11 protein-coding genes are annotated in these 17511 nt (G+C 72.9%); 6 read left to right on the top strand and 5 right to left on the bottom strand.

Features of this window, described 5'->3' with window-relative positions:
* The first annotated feature begins 449 nt into the window (after positions 1-449).
* Genes ACFYNO_RS26230 through ACFYNO_RS26215 form a run of 4 tightly spaced genes read left to right on the top strand, consistent with a single transcriptional unit; the run spans position 450 to position 4642 of the window.
* A complete protein-coding gene (locus ACFYNO_RS26230; RefSeq protein ID WP_388017252.1) occupies positions 450-1793 on the top strand; it encodes a DUF6271 family protein in 1344 nt (447 codons plus the stop codon).
* On the top strand, positions 1787-2977 hold the full coding sequence (locus ACFYNO_RS26225; protein WP_388017249.1) for a type III PLP-dependent enzyme: 1191 nt from the start codon (positions 1787-1789) through the stop codon (positions 2975-2977). Before ACFYNO_RS26230 ends, ACFYNO_RS26225 begins: the two co-directional genes overlap by 7 nt.
* Entirely contained in the window at positions 2974-3456 is a 483-nt protein-coding gene (locus tag ACFYNO_RS26220; RefSeq protein WP_388017246.1) for a GNAT family N-acetyltransferase, read from the top strand. The genes ACFYNO_RS26225 and ACFYNO_RS26220 overlap by 4 nt, the downstream gene beginning before the upstream one ends.
* Before the next feature lie 19 nt (positions 3457-3475).
* Positions 3476-4642, top strand: coding sequence for an MFS transporter (locus tag ACFYNO_RS26215; RefSeq protein ID WP_388017243.1), 1167 nt, complete (start codon positions 3476-3478; stop codon positions 4640-4642).
* Positions 4643-4658: 16 nt separating this feature from the next.
* Here ACFYNO_RS26215 and ACFYNO_RS26210 read toward each other — a convergent pair whose 3' ends face one another.
* Positions 4659-6038 (bottom strand): serine hydrolase domain-containing protein, encoded by a 1380-nt coding sequence (locus ACFYNO_RS26210; RefSeq protein WP_388017240.1) that lies wholly within the window; start codon positions 6036-6038, stop codon positions 4659-4661.
* Positions 6039-6095: 57 nt separating this feature from the next.
* Positions 6096-7556: an MFS transporter gene (locus ACFYNO_RS26205; RefSeq protein ID WP_388017238.1), complete on the bottom strand. Its 1461-nt coding sequence runs from the start codon at positions 7554-7556 to the stop codon at positions 6096-6098.
* Between the two features lie 239 nt (positions 7557-7795).
* On the opposite strand from ACFYNO_RS26205, the gene ACFYNO_RS26200 reads away from it, so the two are divergent.
* Positions 7796-8686, top strand: coding sequence for a helix-turn-helix transcriptional regulator (locus ACFYNO_RS26200; protein ID WP_388017236.1), 891 nt, complete (start codon positions 7796-7798; stop codon positions 8684-8686).
* Positions 8687-9217: 531 nt separating this feature from the next.
* Positions 9218-11611, top strand: a complete 2394-nt coding sequence (locus tag ACFYNO_RS26195; protein WP_388017234.1) for an ATP-binding protein — start codon at positions 9218-9220, stop codon at positions 11609-11611.
* On the opposite strand, the gene ACFYNO_RS26190 is transcribed toward ACFYNO_RS26195, so the two are convergent.
* From ACFYNO_RS26190 to ACFYNO_RS26180, 3 genes are all read right to left on the bottom strand, one after another.
* Positions 11608-13125, bottom strand: a complete 1518-nt coding sequence (locus tag ACFYNO_RS26190) for a glycoside hydrolase family 43 protein (RefSeq protein WP_388017232.1) — start codon at positions 13123-13125, stop codon at positions 11608-11610. The two genes, ACFYNO_RS26195 and ACFYNO_RS26190, sit on opposite strands and share 4 nt — an antisense overlap.
* Before the next feature lie 35 nt (positions 13126-13160).
* A complete protein-coding gene (locus tag ACFYNO_RS26185; RefSeq protein WP_388017229.1) occupies positions 13161-14666 on the bottom strand; it encodes an alpha-N-arabinofuranosidase in 1506 nt (501 codons plus the stop codon).
* A 343-nt stretch (positions 14667-15009) separates the two neighbouring features.
* Complete coding sequence (locus tag ACFYNO_RS26180) at positions 15010-17412, bottom strand: RICIN domain-containing protein (RefSeq protein WP_388017225.1); 2403 nt, start codon at positions 17410-17412, stop codon at positions 15010-15012.
* Between the last annotated feature and the right edge of the window lie 99 nt (positions 17413-17511).

The raw sequence follows: 17511 nt of genomic DNA, 5'->3' as shown, positions 1-17511 counted from the left end.
GCGAGCAGGCCCGCCAGCAGCGGTCGCCGGCTGAGCCACGCTGCTCGGCCCGCCCCTGCTGCTCTCCGGGGTGAACCCCGTTCTGGCCTATCCATCGCTAGTGAGTAAGAACGAAACTTTCGACGATTGACTCGCAATGATCGGTTTGTTCTAATCGTGGCCGGAGAGATCGCAAGGCCCGAACCATTCGTGCAGACCCCGATCCGAAGCCGTGCTCCCGCGGGCATGAGGCACTGCCCTGCCGGGGCGGAACCGGCGAGTCCGTCCCGGGTGCGACCGGCTTCGGCGCCCGAGATTCCCGAGGTGTGAACTGCCATGCGGCTGGCGCAGAAAGCCCGCATTCCGGCCCTGCCCGTACCCGTGGCCGTGGCCCTCCGGCCCCGGATCGCCGGCAGTCTCCCTCGAGTTCAAGCCGGTCCTCCGTCACGCCAGCCAACGGAAGAGGAGCGATGACCGCGTCCGGCCTACGCAAGATCTGCCTGGCCCTGCCCACCCACCGCGAATGCGCCGCCACCATCGCCGCCGTGGCGGCCGAGGCGGCCTACGCCATCGACCGGTTCGGCGTCGAAGTCGTATACCTGATCCTCGACTCCACCGAGCCTGCCACCTTCACCCGGCACGCCGCCGCCGTCGGCGCCCTCCCCGCCACGGCGAACCTCACGGTGCTGCACCTCGACGAGGAGGCGCAGCACCGCTTCCTGTCCGAGGTGATCGCCCGCTCCGACTGCCCCCGGCCGGAGCTGATCATGGATCTCATGCTGCCCGCGGCCGTCTCCTACGGCGCGTGCACCAACCGTGCTTTCCTGATCGCGGCCGCGCTGGGCTGCGACTCGGTGCACCGGCGCGACTCGGACATCGAGTTCCAGACGCACGATGGCGACCCGCTGTTCCCGGTGCACCACGAGCTGACCGCGCTGGGGAGGCCGGCCGCCGAGGTCGCGGCGTACGTCAGCGAGGTGGATCTCGATCCGCTCGACCTGGACAAGCCCGTGGTGACCGCCGGCGCCTCCTACCTCGGGGAGATGTCGGTCGACATCGAGGAGGTCAAGCGCTCGAACCCGCAGGCCTACCACGACATCGTCAGTCTCTGGGCCGCCGAGGGCACTTCGGAGGAGGAGAAGCGCGAGCTCGTCGCGGAGTCGTTCACCGGAGCCGGCGGTGAGGCGTTCGTCCGGGACCACTCGGTGCTCTGCCTCGTCCCCCCGATGCGGGTCGACATGGGCAACATCAGCTACCACCGGGTCCACGAGGAGGTCCCGTTACCGCCGATGGCCGAGACCATCGGCAGCGACTACTTCCTCATCCACCTGGTGCCGGACAGCCGCCTCCCGGGCGTGCTGCACAACCGGCACGTGATCAACCGGCACACCCCCGAACGCAAGACGGATGCGGCGTTCCACCCCTACCACCTGCGGCTGACCAAGTTCTTCCTGTCGATGCTCTACCTCCATGTGATCTACCGGCGCCTGCAGGAGGAGGGGCACCGCCTGCTCGGCCCCGGGTACCGGATCCGCGCCGACCGCGTGGCCGCCATCGTCCGGGAGAGCACCGGCCTCGACCGGGCCCCCAACATCCGCCGGCTCGACCGGCTCGAACGGGCCTACCGGACCCTGGGCGGCCGCTACGCGGTCTTCGCCGAGCGCCTCGGGCCGCTCCGCGACCAGCTGCTGGCCGAGGCCGCACAGGACATGGCGGAGTTCGCCCTGCTGATCGACGCATGGGCACCGCTGATGGCCGCGGCCAAGGCGGCGGGGCCGTCCCCGCTGGCCCGGCGAGGCGCCCACCGATGCTGATCAGCACCGAGCTTCGAGCCGCGCTGACGGCAGCCACCGACGACGAGATCCTCTTCGATCTCGCCGCCATCGACCGGGGACTCGCCCGGCTGGCCCGGGAACTGCCGGCCACGCAGGTGCGCTTCGCCGTGAAGGCCTGCCCGGTCGACGAGGTCCTGGCCGTCCTGGCCCGCGGCGGTACGGGATTCGACGCCGCCAGCCCCCACGAGATCGCACAGGCGCTGCGGGCGGGCGGGCCCGCCCACCTGGTCCACTACGGCAACACCGTCAAGTCCGACCAGGACATCGCGGCCGCCCACCTCATGGGCATACGCGAGTTCGCCACCGACAGCGTCCCCGACGTGCGGGCGATCGCGGCGCACGCCCCCGGCGCCAGGGTCTTCTGCCGCCTGGTCACCACCGGCGAGGGCGCCCTCTGGCCGCTGAGCCGCAAGCACGGGTGCAGCGTGCGGGACGCGGTGACTGTTCTGGAGACGGCCCGGGCCCACGGACTGACGCCGGCCGGGCTGTCCCTGCACGTGGGATCCCAGCAGATGGACCCGGCCGCGTGGCGGTCCGCCTTCAGCACCCTCACCGCCGCGGTCGGCGCCCTGCGGCTGCACGGCATCCACCCCGACCACGTCAACCTCGGCGGAGGCCTGCCCGCCCTCGGCTACCACGACCGGCAGGGGAACCCGCTCCGCCCGGGAATGGACCGCATCTTCGCGGAGATCCGCGAGGGCATCCGGCGGCTGCGCCGCACGTCCGCCCGTCCGCTGCGGATCGTCCTCGAGCCGGGCCGGCACCTGGTCGCCGACCACGGCGCGATCCGGGCCCGGGTCGTGCGCCTGACCGAGCGCCGGCAGCACGACGGGCGCCCCCAGCGCTGGCTGTACCTCAGCTGCGGCCGGTTCAACGGGCTGTACGAGATGGACCAGGTGCAGTACCCGCTGGTCTTCCCCACCCACCCCGGCGGCCCGACGGTACCGGCCGTCATCGCCGGGCCGACCTGCGACAGCGACGACGCCTACGCGGCGGAGCACCCGGTGCCGGTGCCCGCCGCCGTCCAGTCCGGCGACCCCGTCTGGATCCTCGCCGCCGGCGCCTACTCGGTCAGCTACCTGACCAGCGGGTTCAACGGGTTCCCGCCACTGCCCCACCGCGCCCTGTACGGAGCGGTGCTGGACGAGGCGGGCAGCCGATGACCCTCGTGCCACGGCCCGTCACCGAGGAGGACTGGCCCGCCATCGTGGCGCTCGAGGCCGCGACGTACGCGGCGAGCGGCCTCTCGGAGGCACCGGAGGTACTGGTGAGCCGGGCCGGCCCCCGCACCTCCTTCGTCCTCGCGGACGGAGCGGAGATCGCCGGCTACCTCCTCGCCCTGCCGTACCCCCGGTTCCGCTTCCCGGATCCGGCCCGGAGCGAGGCAGCGCCCTTCGTCTCCACCAACCTGCACCTGCACGACCTCGTCGTCGCAGCCGCCCACCGCCGGCGCGGGAAGGGCCGGCGGCTGGTGGGCCACCTGCTGGCCGAGGCGCGCAGGCAGGCCTACGACACGGTGTCGCTGGTCGCCGTCGGGGACGCCGCCGGCTTCTGGGCGGCACAGGGCTTCGTCCGGCACCCCGAGATCATGCTGCCGGCCGGCTACGGCCCCGGAGCGGCATACCTGTCCCGGCCTCTCTGAGCAAAGGCGTCGCACGCACATGACCCGCTCCGCTCCGTCCGTCCTGCGCTCGCAGCTGGCGATCGCCGCACTGTTCTGCTTCCTCGGTTTCCAGTACGGCACCTGGGTCTCTCAGGTGCCGGCCCTGCAGGGCCGGCTCGGTCTCGGCAAGGGCGAGCTCGGTCTCCTCCTGCTCGCCCCGGGAATCGGCGCCGCCCTGTCGTTCCCGCTGGTGACCGCGCTGATGGAACGGTGGGGCCCGCGCCGCCTCGGCAGCACGTCGGCGGTCGTCCTGCTGGCCGTGCTGGCCGCGCTGGCGGCAGCGCGGACGTTCCCGGTGGCCCTGCTCGTGCTCGCCGTCGACGGCGTCGCCATCGCCTGCCTCAACGTCGCGATGAACGCGCAGGGCGCCCGCCTCGAGGCCGAGCACCGGCGCGCCGTCATGGCCAGGCTGCACGCCGTCTTCAGCGCCGGCCTCCTCTGCGCGGCGCTGCTGACCTCCGCGGTGACGGCGGCCGGCGGGTCGCTGCCGGTCCACTTCGCGATCGGCGGGGCGATCCTCGTACTGCTCCTCGCCCTCTCGCTGACGGGGGCGCGCCTCGAGGACGTCGCCGCACCCGTACCCGGCGACCGCGGACGCGAGCGGGCGGCCTGGCAGCTCCCCGCCGCGGTCACGGTGCTCCTCACCCTCGCCATGGCCTTCGCCGAACTCACCGAGGGGGCGATGAACGACTGGTCGGCGCTCTACCTGAAGGACGTGGCCGGCGCTCCGGCGGACCTCACGCCGCTGGGAATCGCGGCCTTCTCCGGCACGATGCTGGCCGTCCGGTTCCTCGTCGACACCCTGCGCCGACGCTGGGGTGACCGGCGCGTGGTGCTGGCCGGCACGACCGCGGCCGCGGCGGGCCTCACCGGAGCGCTGCTGACCAGCGGCCTCGGACCGGCGCTGAGCGGCTTCGCCTGTGTGGGGGCGGGCATGGCGGCGGTCACGCCCTGCATCTACGTGGCCGCCGCCCGCACCGGACCGGCCGCCCTCTCACTGGTGGCCTCGTTCGGAACCATCGGCCTCCTGGCCGGTCCCCCCGTGATCGGCTTCGTGGCCGACCGCTCGGGCCTCGCCTGGGGCATGGCCGTCGTCGTGGCGGCCATGCTCCTGGTGGCCGCCTGCGTCAGGCTCGCGACGCCCGCCACGTCGGTGAGCGGCTGAGCGACGGAGTGACTGCTCAGCCGCGTGGGGCGCGCAGCGCGGCGAGCGAGAGGTCCCTGGCGCCGAGGGGAACCGTGTGCCAGACGGCCTGGAAGGTCTTCGCACGGAGGTCGCACTGGATGCGGAGCTTGTGCGGAGTCTCGACGAACTGGAGGTGCACGGTGACGGTGTCCTCGTCCACCCGCGCGGCTCGGGCGGCCAGGTGGCCGGAGACCGGCCACGAGCCCGGGACGAGGGGGAGCGCGGTCACCGTGCCGTCCTTCTCGTACAGGGTCAGCTCGCCCGGGGCCAGGGCGATCCGCTCCAGGCCCGGGATCGCCGACCGCGCCGCCGTGAAGGCGCCGTTCGGTACCTCGCACTCCTGCCCTGGGACGAACTGCAGTTGAAGCCCGGTCAGGCGGCGCGCCAGCTCCTGGTCCGCCGCGGCCGAACCCCTTCCCCCGAAGGCCGGAAGCAGGTGCGTCCAGGCCGCGTCGAGCACGGCCTGCATGTCCTCGGCCTCCGCGGTGAGGGCGAGCACGGCGTCCTGCTCCGGCAGCACGACGCAGAACTGCCCGTAGGCGCCGTCCCCCCGGTAGCCGTGGCGGGCCATCCAGAACTGGAAGCCGTAGCCCTGGCTCCAGTCCGGCGGCGCGCCCGTGGCGCTGTTGTCCACCTGCGCCCGGGTGGCCTGCGCGACCCACTCGGCAGGGAGCAGTCGCCGCCCCTCCCAGACGCCGCCCCGCAGGTACAGCTGGCCCAGCCGGGCCACTGCCTCCGTCGTGGCGTACAGTCCTGAGAAGCCGATGTTGCGGCCCTTCGGGTGCTCCTGCCACAGCGCCTGGTCGATCCCCAGCGGGTCGAGCAGCCGCGGCCGCAGGTACTCGACCAGCGTCCGGCCGGTGACGCGCTGGACGATCGCCGCCAGCGTGTACGTGGTCGACTGGCTGTAGGCGAAGGTGACTCCGGGGGTGGCGCCCGGCGGGTCGAGCAGGAAGCCGCGCACGGGCTCCTCCCGGTCGGCGGCGAGCGCGCGGTCCCACTGTTCGGAGGTGTGCCCCGCCGCCATGGCGGCGATGTGCCGGACCAGGATCGCCCGGCTGCGCGGGTCGGTGACCTCGGCGTCCAGCTCCGGGAAGTACGAGACGACCGGGGCATCCAGGTCCAACAGCCCTTCGGCGCAGGCGAATCCGGCCGCCGTGGAGGTGAAGCTCTTACTCAGCGAGTAGAGCAGCTGCACCCGGTCGGCGGCGTACGGCGCCCACCAGCCCTCCGCGACGACGTACCCGTGCCGCAGCAGCACGATGCCGTGCGGCTCGATCCCGCCCACGCCGTCGATCGCGTCGAGGAAGGCGACCACGCCGCGGGCGTCGATGTTCCGCTCGGAGGGCGCGCAGCGGGGCAGGGGGTTCGTCATCGGGTCTCCAGGGAGTGGCAGTTCGGCCTTCGCCAGTATCGCCGCAGCCGTCACCTGCTACCACCGGCTCAGTACACGAGATGACGCGGGCGTCCGGTCGCTGCGCAGGAAGATCGCGCTGGTGAGCAGGCCCAGGACGACGATCCCGGCGTTCACTCCGATCGCCACCCGCAGGCCGCCGAGGATGGACGCGGCCCCGGCGCCGGCGGCGGTGACCACCGCGCTCATGATCGGGGTGCCCATCGTGATGCCGACCTGCTGGGTCATGGTGGCGAGGCCGGTGGCCAGGCCCTGCTCGTGGTCGGCCAGACCCGAGGTGGCGGTGACCATGAAGCCGACGATGACCAGCATGTTGCCGATGCCGCCCAGGAAGCTGGCGCCCAGCATCAGCCACAGCCACGCGCGGTCGTCGCCGATGCCCATCATCGCGAAGGTGAACACGGCCTGCAGGACACCGCCCACGATCAGCGTCTGCTTGCTGCCGAGCTTCCCGATCACCCTCGGCGCGGTGACGCCGCCGGTGACCGTGCCCAGGCCGAGCACGCCGAAGGAGAGGCCGGCCGCCAGCGGGGAGAAGCCGAGCACGTCCTGCAGGTAGAGGGTCAGCGGGAAGACCAGCGAGCACTCGGTGAGGAAGGCGATCAGGCCCGCGACGTTGCCCCAGGCCACCGACCGCCTGCCGAGCACGCCCAGCGGCACCAGCGGCGCGGAGACCCTGCGCTCGATCGCCCGGAACAGCACCAGCAGCAGCACGCCCGCCGCCAGCGGCAGCAGGGTGCCCGCCGAGCCCCAGCCCTTCTCACCGGCCTGGGTCAGCCCGAAGATGACGGCCAGCAGGCCGAGCGTGACGGTCAGGGCGCCGGGCAGGTCCAGCTTCGGGCGGTCGTCGACCCGGGACTCCTTGATCACCGTCGGGGCGATCACCAGCACGGCGAGGGCGACCGGCACGTTGATGAAGAACGCCCACCGCCAGGACAGCAGGTCGGTCAGCACACCGCCCAGGATGGCGCCGGTGGTGAAACCGCTGGACATCAGCGCACCGTTGAGGCCGAGCGCCTTCTGGCGCAGCGGGCCCTCCGGGAACGAGGTGGTCATCAGCGACAGCGCGGCCGGGGTCACCGCCGCCGTGGCCAGGCCCTGCAGCACGCGGGCGGTGATCAGCATCTCCGGGTTCTGCGCCAGGCCGCCCAGCATCGAGGCGCCGCCCAGGACCACCAGCCCGCCCAGGAACAGCCGGCGGCGGCCGAACAGGTCCGCGACCCGGCCGAACAGCAGGGTGAAGCCGGCCGCGCACAGCGCGAACGAGGTACCGATCCACTGCAGGTGGGCCAGTGAGAAGCCGAGGCCCTTGCCGATCACCGGCAGTGCCACGTTCAGAATGGCGAAGTCCACGGCCAGCATGAACTGCGTGGCGAGCAGCATGACCAGTACCAGCCGGAGCCGCCCGGTGAGCGCCGACGGCGCCTCGGCGACCGCTGAGCCGGCCGCGTCGGCCGCCTCCGTCTCAGTGACAGACATGACGTCGAGCACCTCTTCCCTCAAGGTTCCTGACGTGCGGCGCGGTCGCGTCGCACGGTCGGGAGAAGCCTCTTGGACACCCGCGGGACCAGCCAGCACCCTGCTCTGCCCAGCCGGCGGGAGGGTGGTCACCGCAGCACCACCCTCAGCGCTTCCGGCCGCCGGAAGCGGCGGGGCATCATGGTGAGCCGGTGATCGCCGTACCCGGAGTGACGCACTCCATCGACCTGGAGGCCTGAATGGACGCCCCGTCCGAGCTTGGCGACTTCCTCAAGTCGCGCCGCGCCGCGCTGCGCCCGGCGGACTTCGGGATCAGCGCGCATCCGACTCGACGGCGCGTCAGCGGGCTGCGCCGCGAGGAGCTGGCCACGCTCGCCAACGTCAGCATCACGCACTACACCAGGCTCGAGCAGGGCCGTGCCAGCAACGCCTCCGACGGGCTGCTGGAGGCGATCGCCCGCACCCTGCGGCTGAACGAGGAGGAGACGGCCTACCTGAAGGACCTCGCCCGTCCGGCCGTCGCGCCCACCCGCCCCGCCTCCGCCCGGGTGGTGCACGCCAGCGCCTCGGCCCGGCAGCTGCTCGGCGCGATGACCGAGGTCCCGGCCCTGGTCCTGGACCGGCGCAACGACGTCCTCGCCTGGAACCCGCTGGGCCACGCGCTGCTCGCCGGACACCTGGCGGTGGACAGCCCCGACACCCCCGCCGCGCGGCCCAACATGACCCGGATGCTGTTCCTGGACGAGCAGTACCGCCGGCTCTACACCGACTGGCACGACCAGGCGCAGCTCGCCGTGGCCTCGCTGCGGCTGGTCGCCGGCCGGCACCCCGACGACCGCTCGCTGGCCGAGTTGATCGGTCAACTCACCATGAACTGCGACGAGTTCGCCTCGCTGTGGGCCCGGCACCCGGTTCGCGCCTGCACCTCGGGGGTGAAGCGGTTGCGGCACCCGCTGGTCGGCGCGATGGAGCTCAGCTTCGAGAACCTGCTCATCCCCGGCGCCGGGGGCCAGCATCTGATCGCCTACACCGCCGAGCCGGGCTCACCGTCGGAGGCCGCGCTGCGGCTGCTCGGCAGTGCGACGGCCTCCGGGGACGCGCCGGCGGTGCGGCCGCGCCACGTCGCCTAGGGCCGGCCGAGCGCAGGCGCGGACCGGGGCCGGGGGCCGGGGGGCTCGGCCTTACGTCCCCGGCAGTTCGCGCGGCGGGGCTGGTCCAGATGATCGCCCGGTCGCCGCTGCACCGGGAGCGGGGCCTGCCCTGGCCATCGGCCCGTCCGGGCCCCGCCTCCCCGCCGGCCGGACGGGTACGCCCCCCGTGGCGCACCCGGTCGACCGGCGGGGTCAACGGCCCCCGCACCGTGGGACCGCCCGTGGGGCGGGCGGTCCGCCGTGCCCGTCCGTCAGGGGCGGCGGGCGCCGGGCGTGCGTGCCCGCTCCACGAGGTTCCTCCCCTGTTTCCGCCCGGCTCCCCCGTGGTGCCGGGTGGCGGTGACGAGCTACGTTGGCGAGCAACATCCTGGGCGAGCGCGGGCCGCTGCTCCATGGCGTCGACTTGGCGTTCGCCTGGCGTTCCGGGGCGCAGCGCTCCGGGGCCGCCCGCCCGCCCGCTCACCGTCCGGCGGACCGGCGGCCGCACCGTGTGACGTTCAGGGAGATTGTGTGCGATTCGGTGAACTGCTGCGGGAGTTGCGGCGGAACAGGGCGTGGACGCAGGAGGAGCTGGCGGAGCGCTCGGGCATGTCGGCGCACGCGATCAGTGTGCTGGAGGCGGGGCGGCGCCGGCCCCGGATCTCCTCCGTCTCGCGGCTCGCCGAGGCCCTGGCCCTGACCGCCGCCGACCGCGAGCGGCTGGTCGCGGCGGCGCGGGGCGAGGAGCGGGGCGAGGAGCGGGCGCAGCCGGCCGAGCAGCTGACGGGCCGTCAGCAGGACGTGCCCGCGCCGCGGATGCTGCCGTACGCGGTGCCCGACTTCACCGGCCGCCGGTCGGAGCTGGACCGGCTCCTCGCGCTGGCCGCGGAGCGCGGGGCGGGGGCGGCCGAGGCGATCGTGATCTCGGCGATCGACGGGATGGCGGGCGTCGGGAAGACCACGCTCGCCGTCCAGGCGGGCCACGCGCTGGCGGACCGCTACCCCGACGGGCAGGTCTTCGTCGACCTGCACGGCTTCACGCCCGGCCAGCCCGCGCTCGACCCGGCCGCCGCGCTCGCCCTGCTGCTGCGGGCGGTGGGCGTCGGCGAGGACGGGCTGCCCACCGACCGGGAGGAGCTCGCCCGGCTGTGGCGCAGCGCGGTGGCGGAGCGCCGGCTGCTGGTGCTGCTGGACAACGCCGCCGACACCGCCCAGGTGCGTCCGCTGATCCCGCACAGCCCGGGCAGCCTGGTGCTGATCACCTCCCGGCGGCGGCTGGCCGCGCTGGCCGGCTCCTCCAGCCTCTCGCTGGACGTGCTCAGCGCGGCGGAGGCCTCGGCGCTGTTCACCCGGATCGTCGGGCCGGAGCGGCTGGCCGGGCACACCGCGGAGGTCGAGGAGATCCTCGCGCTCTGCGGCCGGCTGCCGCTGGCCGTCCGGATCACCGCCTCCCGCCTGGCGCACCGGGCCGCCTGGACGCCCGCCCACCTGCTGGAGCGGCTGCGCGACGAGCACCGGCTGCTGACCCTGTCGGTGGAGGACCGCAGCCTCGGTGCGGCGTTCGCCGTCTCCTACCAGGCGCTCAACGCCGAGCAGCGCCGAGTCTTCCGGCTGGCCGCCCTGCACCCGGGCCAGGACTTCACGGTGGCGGACGCGGCCGCGCTGGTCGACGAGGACCCGGAGACCGTCGAGAGCCTGCTGGAGGACCTGCTCGACCACCACCTGCTGATCGAGCAGCGGGCCGGCCGGTTCACCTTCCACGACCTGCTGCGCCGGCACGCGCGCCAGGCCGTCGAGGCCGAGGAGCCGGAGGAGGCGCGCCGGGCCGCGCTCGGCCGGCTGCTCGACCACGCCCGGTACGGCGCCTCGGCCGCGATGGACGCGCTCTATCCGCACGAGCGCCACCGCCGCCCGCAGGTCACGGCGCCGGCCGTGCCACTGGTCCGCTTCGCCGGCGCGGAGCAGGCGCAGCGCTGGCTGGCGGAGGAGCTCGCCAACCTGGTGGCCTGCGGCACCGAGGCGGCGGCCGCGGGGTGGCCCGCGCACAGCGGCGACCTGTCCACCATCCTGTTCCGGTTCATGAACACCCAGGACCACCACACGGAGGCCCGGACCCTGCACGAGGCCGCCGTCCGGGCCACCGCCACCCTGCCGGACCGCACCGCGCACGCCCGCGCCCTCACCAACCTGGCGGGCGCGCACTGGCAGTTGAGCGACTACGCGGAGGCGGCCGACGGCTTCCTGCTGGCCCTGGAGGTGTTCCAGGCGGTCGGCGACCGCGCCAGCGAGGCCCGGGTGCTGACCAACCTCGGCGCCACCTACTCGATCATGGGCCGGCTGCCGGAGGCCGTGGACCACCACAAGCGGGCGCTGGCCGCGTTCAGCGAGGCGGGCGACCGGGCCAGCCAGATGATCGCGCTGAACAACCTGGCCGCGACCTACGAGACGCTGGGCCAGTACACCGAGGGCCTGCCCCGGGCCGAGCAGTGCCTCGCGCTGGCCCGCGAACTCGGGGACCGGGAGAACGAGTCCCGCGCGCTCTGCGCCCTCGGCCGGCTGCACACCCGGCTGGGCGACCGCGAGTCGGCCCTGCGGGACCTGCACCTGTCGCTCGCCATCGCCCGCGAGACCGGCCTCAAGGGCAACGAGTGCACCACCCTCAACGCCCTGGGCGTCTGCGAGCGGCCCGAGCGGCCGGCGGTGGCGCTGGACCACCACCGGGAGTCGCTGCGGCTCGCCGGCGAGATCGGCGACCGGCTGACCGCCGCGGACGCCTGCCTCGGCATGGGCGACGCCCGGTTCCTGCTGAAGGACCCGGACCGGGCCCGGGTCCACTGGCAGGAGGCACTGGAGCGCTTCACCGAACTGGGCGCCCCCGGCGCGGACACCGCCCGGGCCCGGCTTACGGGTGAGGACAGACCCTAGGAGGCCGGGAGGTAGTCGAACCAGTCGAAGGCGACGCTGCCCTCGGTGGCGTACATGCCGATGACGCGCCCGGTGAAGCCGGCGGCCACCTCGGTGGAGAGGTAGCGCCCGTCCAGCTCGGCGAGCGGCTCGGCGCCCGGGGTGTCGGGGTCGCCGAGCCAGCAGGCGATGGTGTCCGGGCCGAGGAGGTCGGTGCCGGCCAGCTCGGGGGACGGGGGCACCAGGTCGGCGGTGCGGACGGTCAGCGTCAGGGTGAGCGGGCCCGGCGGCACCGGGCGGCGGGCCATGACCTGGCGCAGCGGGCCGATCCGGGCGATGACCAGGACCTCGCCCGCGCCGGCCTCCAGGTCGTAGTGGTGCGCCTCGTCCAGGCGCACGCTCAGGCCGCCGCGTCCGGTGCCCGGGTCGAGCCGGGCCGAGATCCGGCAGTCGTGGTGCTGCTGGCGGCGGCCGACGAAGGTGTGGCCGGGGCGGTCGAGGGTGGGGCCGGTGGCGGTGAGGGTGAGCCGGCCGGGGTTCTCGGCCAGCGACCAGGAGCCCTCGGGGCGGGCGTAGGGGGAGATCCAGTGCGGCGCCAGCACGGGTGCGTCGAAGTCGTCGCGGGCGGGCGGTGCGGGCAGGGGGTGCCAGGCGCCGCCGGGCGCGGGGTGGTGCTCCGCCACGGGGGTGACGACGGGCCAGCCGTCCTCGTCCCAGGCCACGGGGGTGAGGAAGGTCTCCCGGCCGAGCACGTGGAAGTTGGGCGAGAAGCCGCGGGGCCGGGTGCCGAGCAGCAGCATCCACCAGGAGCCGTCGGGTGCCGTCACCAGGTCGCCGTGGCCGGTGCTCTGGACCGGCCGGTCGGTGCCGCCGTGGGAGAGCACGGGGTTGGCGGGAGCGCCCTCCCACGGGCCGCGCGGGGAGCGGGCGCGGGCGATGGAGACGGAGTGGCCGCGCTCGGTGCCGCCCTCGGCGATCAGCAGGTACCACCAGTCGCCGATCCGGTACAGGTGCGGGGCCTCGGGCCAGGTGAGGCCGGTGCCCGACCAGGTGGGGAACGGCCCCTCCAGCACCTCGCCCTTGACCGGGTCGATCCGGGCGAGCTGGATGCCGGGGACGGTGAAGGCGCACCAGCAGGTGCCGTCCTCCTCCCAGGCCAGGTCCGGGTCGATCCCGGGGAGGTCCAGCCAGACCGGGTCCGACCAGGGGCCCTCGGGCCGCTCCGCGGTCACGAGGTAGTTGCCGCCGTCGCTGACGTTGGTGTTGATCACCCAGAACCGGCCGTCGTGGTGACGGATCGTCGGCGCGTAGAGGCCGCGGGAGGCGGTGGCGCCGGGCAGCGGCAGCGGCAGCTGTTCGGGGCGGTCGAGTACGTTGCCGATCTGCTCCCAGTGCACCAGGTCCCGGCTGTGGAAGATCGGCAGCCCGGGGAAGTACTCGAAGCTGGAGCACACCAGGTAGTAGTCGTCGCCGACCCGGCACACGCTGGGGTCCGGATGGAAGCCGGGGATCACGGGGTTGTCGTACGTCCGCACGGGGGTCCTTTCAGGGAGGTGCTCGGTGCCGTCGCTCAGCCGCGGCCCAAGCTGATCGCCGTCCACGACACCGGCGGCAGCTCGATGCTGAGGACGCCGTCGGCGAGGGCGGCGCTGGTGTTCGCGGCCGGGGTCACCCGGAGCTGCTGGGCGAGCGTGTTCCTCGCGTACGGGTCGGAGTCGGCGAGCGTGACCGCCTCGACGATGCGCGAGAGGGCCAGGCTCCGGACGTCGATGGTGACCCGGGCCGGCTCCGACAGGTCGCGGTTGACCAGGAAGACCGCGGCCCGGTCCTCGTCGGCGGTCGCGACCGCGTCGATGACGGAGGCCTCGCCGTGACGCGCCGTCAGGTACGCCGGTGCGTCGATCACGGGCCGGATCACCTCGCCGGAGGCCAGCCGGCTGGTGATCGAGAACGGGTAGAAGGTGGTCTGCCGCCAGGCCGGGCCGCCGGGCTCGGTCATGATCGGCGCGATCACGTTGACGAGCTGGGCGAGCGAGGCCGAGGTGACCCGGTCGCTGCGCTTCAGGAGCGTCATCAGCAGGTTGCCGACCACGACGGCGTCCGCCACCGTGTACTGGTCCTCGAGCTGCCGAGGGGCGTGGCGCCACTCCTCGTTGACCTCCTCGGACTCCTGGTGCTCTTTGAGGTACCAGACGTTCCACTCGTCGAAGGAGATGTTGATCTTCTTGCTGGAGCGCTTCTTGTGCCCCACGTGGTCGGCGGTCGCGAGCACGGTGTCGATGAAGTAGTCCATGTCGGTCGCGGAGGCGAGGAAGGAGCCGAGATCGCCGTCGTGCACCTGGTAGTAGGCGTGGCAGGAGACGTAGTCCACGTGGTCGTAGCTGTGCTCGAGCACCGTGCGCTCCCAGTCGCCGAAGGTCGGCATGCCGGAGCCGGAGGAGCCGCAGACGACGAGTTCGAGGTCCTTGTCGGCGGCCTTCATCGCCGCGGCGGTGCGGGCGGCGAGCTTGCCGTAGTCCTCGGCCGTCATGAAGCCGGTCTGCCACGGCCCGTCCATCTCGTTGCCCAGGCACCACATCCGCACGTCGTGCGGCTCCGGCGTGCCGTTGGCGATGCGCAGGTCGGACAGGGCGGTGCCGGACGGGTGGTTGGCGTACTCGAGCAGGTCCAAGGCGGGCAGGATGCCGCGGGTGGCGACGTTGACCGCCAGCATCAGCTCGGAATCGGTGAGCTTGAGCCACTTGGCGAACTCGTCCAGGCCGACCTGGTTGGACTCCAGCGAGTGCCAGGAGAGGTCGCGCCGCACCGGTCGGCTCGCGCGCGGGCCGACCGAGTCCTCCCAGCGGAAGCCGGAGACGAAGTTCCCGCCGGGGTAGCGGACGGTCGTGCTGCCGAGCTCCCGGACGAGCTCGACGACGTCCATGCGGAACCCGTCCGGGTTGGCGGTCGGGTGGTCCGGCTCGTACAGCCCGGTGTACACGCAGCGGCCGAGGTGCTCGACGAACGAGCCGAAGGTGCGCCGCCGGACGGGGCCGATGACGGCCCGTCGGTCGAGCTCGATGTGGGCGCGGGGCAAGGCGGTGTTCCTCTCGGTGGGTCGGCGTGGGGCGGGCCGCGGTTGTCTCAGCGCTCCACGGCGGTCAGCCCTTCACGGCGCCGGCGTCGCTGAGGTTCAGCGTCTGCACCAGGCCCGCCTGGACCACGGCCCGCATCTTGCCGCCGCCGCGCTGCAGGTGGGTGTGGTCCTCGCGGGCGGTTCGAACGCTGGAGAAGTATCCGCTCGGCGCGGAGCGGCCGTCAATGACCTGTTTCCGAAAAGGTCGCGAAAGTTGCGATCCACTAGCATGATCGACTTTCGAAACATTTCGGCATCCGGTCATTGACGGCCGCTCCGGCCGATCAGGTGTCCAGGGCCGGCCTCAGCCGAGGTTCCACTGCTGGTTCGGCTGGCCGTTGCAGGTCCAGAGCTGGAGCTTGGTGCCGTTGGCGGAGCCGGCGCCGGTCACGTCCAGGCACAGCCCGGAGAGCAGGCTGGTGATGGTGCCGTCGGGGTTGACGCCCCACTGCTGGTTGGTGCCGCCGTTGCAGGTCCAGAGGATGACGGCCGTGCCGTTGGTGGTGCCCTTCTGGGAGGCGTCCAGGCAGAGCTGGCTGCTGCCGCCGAACAGGGTCAGCTGGTTGGCCGAGTCGTGCGTCCAGCTCTGGTTCGGCTGGCCGTTGCAGTCCCAGATCTCCTGCTGGGTGCCCGGCGTGGTGGCCGAGTTGGGGTCGTCCATGCACCGGCCGGAGCCGACCGCGTGGATCGCGGCGGTGCCCGTGGTGCCGGTGCTGACGCCGGACTGGGCGATCACCTCCTGGGCGCCGGCCGGCCAGTTGGTGCCGCTGACCTGGGTGTTGCCGGTCAGCACGTTGTTGTGCGGGGAGCCGGTGGCCACGTTGACGGCGCCGGCGTTGTACCAGTTGCCGGCGAAGGTGCTGTCGCTGGTGTTGTTGTTGGCGTCGGCGTTGGTGAAGGCCCAGACCCCGCTGTCCTGGAGGACGTTGCCGGCCAGCGTGACGGAGCGCGAGCCCTCGTCCAGGTAGAGGCCGACGGTGTGGGCGTTGTCGTAGATGTAGTTGTCGTCGAAGGCGCTGTTCGGGTTGGCGGACAGGTTGTAGAGGCTGCCGCCGTCGTGGAAGACCTTCTTGGTGCCGTGGATTCTGTTGTAGGTGACGATGGTGTTCCGCAGCGTGGTCGGGGTGCTGTAGACCTGCTGGTAGGCGTAGGTGCCGCGGTTGACGTAGTCCTGGCTGCCGCCCTGGTCGTTGATGCCCCAGCCCCAGCCGACGTCGATGCCGTCGTAGGCGAGGTTCGCCACCTCGTTGTGGGTGATCACGGCGTGCGTGACGTAGGTGGACAGGATGCCGGGCATGTCCTTGTAGTCCTGCGCGACGCTGGTCACCGAGTTGTTGCTGATCGTGATGTTCTGGTTGGTCATCGCCGGGTTGGACGGGTGGTGGGCGTCGGGCTGGACGCCGCCGACCACCACGCCGCCGCCGGCGTCGTTGGTGAAGGTGTTGCCGTTGACGGTCACGTTGGAGGCGCCCAGGCCGGTCCCGGAGGCGACGGCGTCGGCGTCCTGGCCGATGCCCAGGCCGACCTGCCCGAGGTCGGTGAAGGAGTCGCCGCTGAAGCTGATCCCGCTCGCCGCCGAGACCTGGACCGCCGCGGGGATCTGGCCCCAGCTGTTGCGGGTGGACTCGAAGGCCTGGCAGCCGGAGTTGCAGGCGGACTGGAAGTTCGAGGGCTCGTTGGAGTAGGTCTGGTTGAGGAAGGTGCCGGCCTGCTGGTCGGCGTAGCCGAGGTTGCTGCTCGGGCCCAGCCAGGTGGTGTGGCGGAAGCCGATGCCCTGGAACGCCAGGTTGCGGACCGGCGTGCCGTAGCTGCCGCTGATGCTCAGCAGCGAGGTGGCCACCGGCAGTTCGATGTCGTGGGCGGTGGGGTTCCAGCCGGCCGGCGCCTTGTAGTAGAGCTGGCCGGCCTGCGGGTCGAGGTACCACTGCCCGGGCGTGTTCAGGAAGGCGTAGGAGTTCTCCAGCTGGAGCCCCCCGCCCGCGAACGGGCTCTCCATGGTGTCGTAGCCCCAGCCGTTGTTCTGCCAGGCCGGCTCCTGCATGGTGACGTTGCTGCCGCTGATGCTCTGCACCGGGCTGAAGCGGTCGGTGAAGGAGTTCTGGGCCTCCAGCTCGATCCGGTTCTGCTGCGGCAGGTTGGCGATCCAGTTCAGGTTCGAATTCTGGATGGTCAGACCGGTGCTGGTGAAGGCGACATCGCTGCGGGCGATGGAGAGCGCCGCGCGCGGCGCCGGAGCGCCGTCGATGTACAGCTGCCGCGAGTCGGTGCCGGTGGGCACCGGGACGGCGTAGATGTTGTTGGCCGAGTCGTGCAGGGTCCAGCCGGTCAGCTGCCGGCCGCCGGAGATCACCGGGGACTGGCCGGGGGCCGCCTGCCAGCTGACGGTGTGTCCGTTGCTGCCCGAGTCGGCGCTGGTGAACTTCAGCGGCGAGGTCAGGCGGTAGGTGCCGCCCGCGAGTTGCACGGCGATGTCGCCGGTCATCGAGCCGTTGACCGCCTCGACGGCGGTCTGCGCCTGGGTCAGGGAACAGGGCGCGGCCGCGCTGCAGGCCGTGCCGGAACCGGTGGGGGAGACGTACAGGGTGCTGGACGTGGCGGCGTTCGCCGGGGTGGGGGTGGCGACAGCCGCGGCGAGCAGGAGCGCGCCCGTGACTGCGGCCATCGCGGACCGGCGCAGGCCGGTCCGCTGGTGGGGGTGAGACGTCATCGTCAACTGCCTTGTCGGTAGGGGTCCGGTCTGCCCTGGGGAGGGCGGTGGAGCCACCGCCGAGCCGTCCGCTGGCCCGGCGGAGTCCGAGTGGAGGCG

Origin of the sequence: Kitasatospora sp. NPDC006697 (assembly GCF_042869935.1) — a bacterium.
In the GTDB taxonomy this organism is placed as follows: Bacteria; Actinomycetota; Actinomycetes; order Streptomycetales; family Streptomycetaceae; genus Kitasatospora.
The sequence above is the reverse complement of the archived record's forward strand: the minus strand, read 5'-3'. Positions and strand labels throughout refer to the sequence as shown.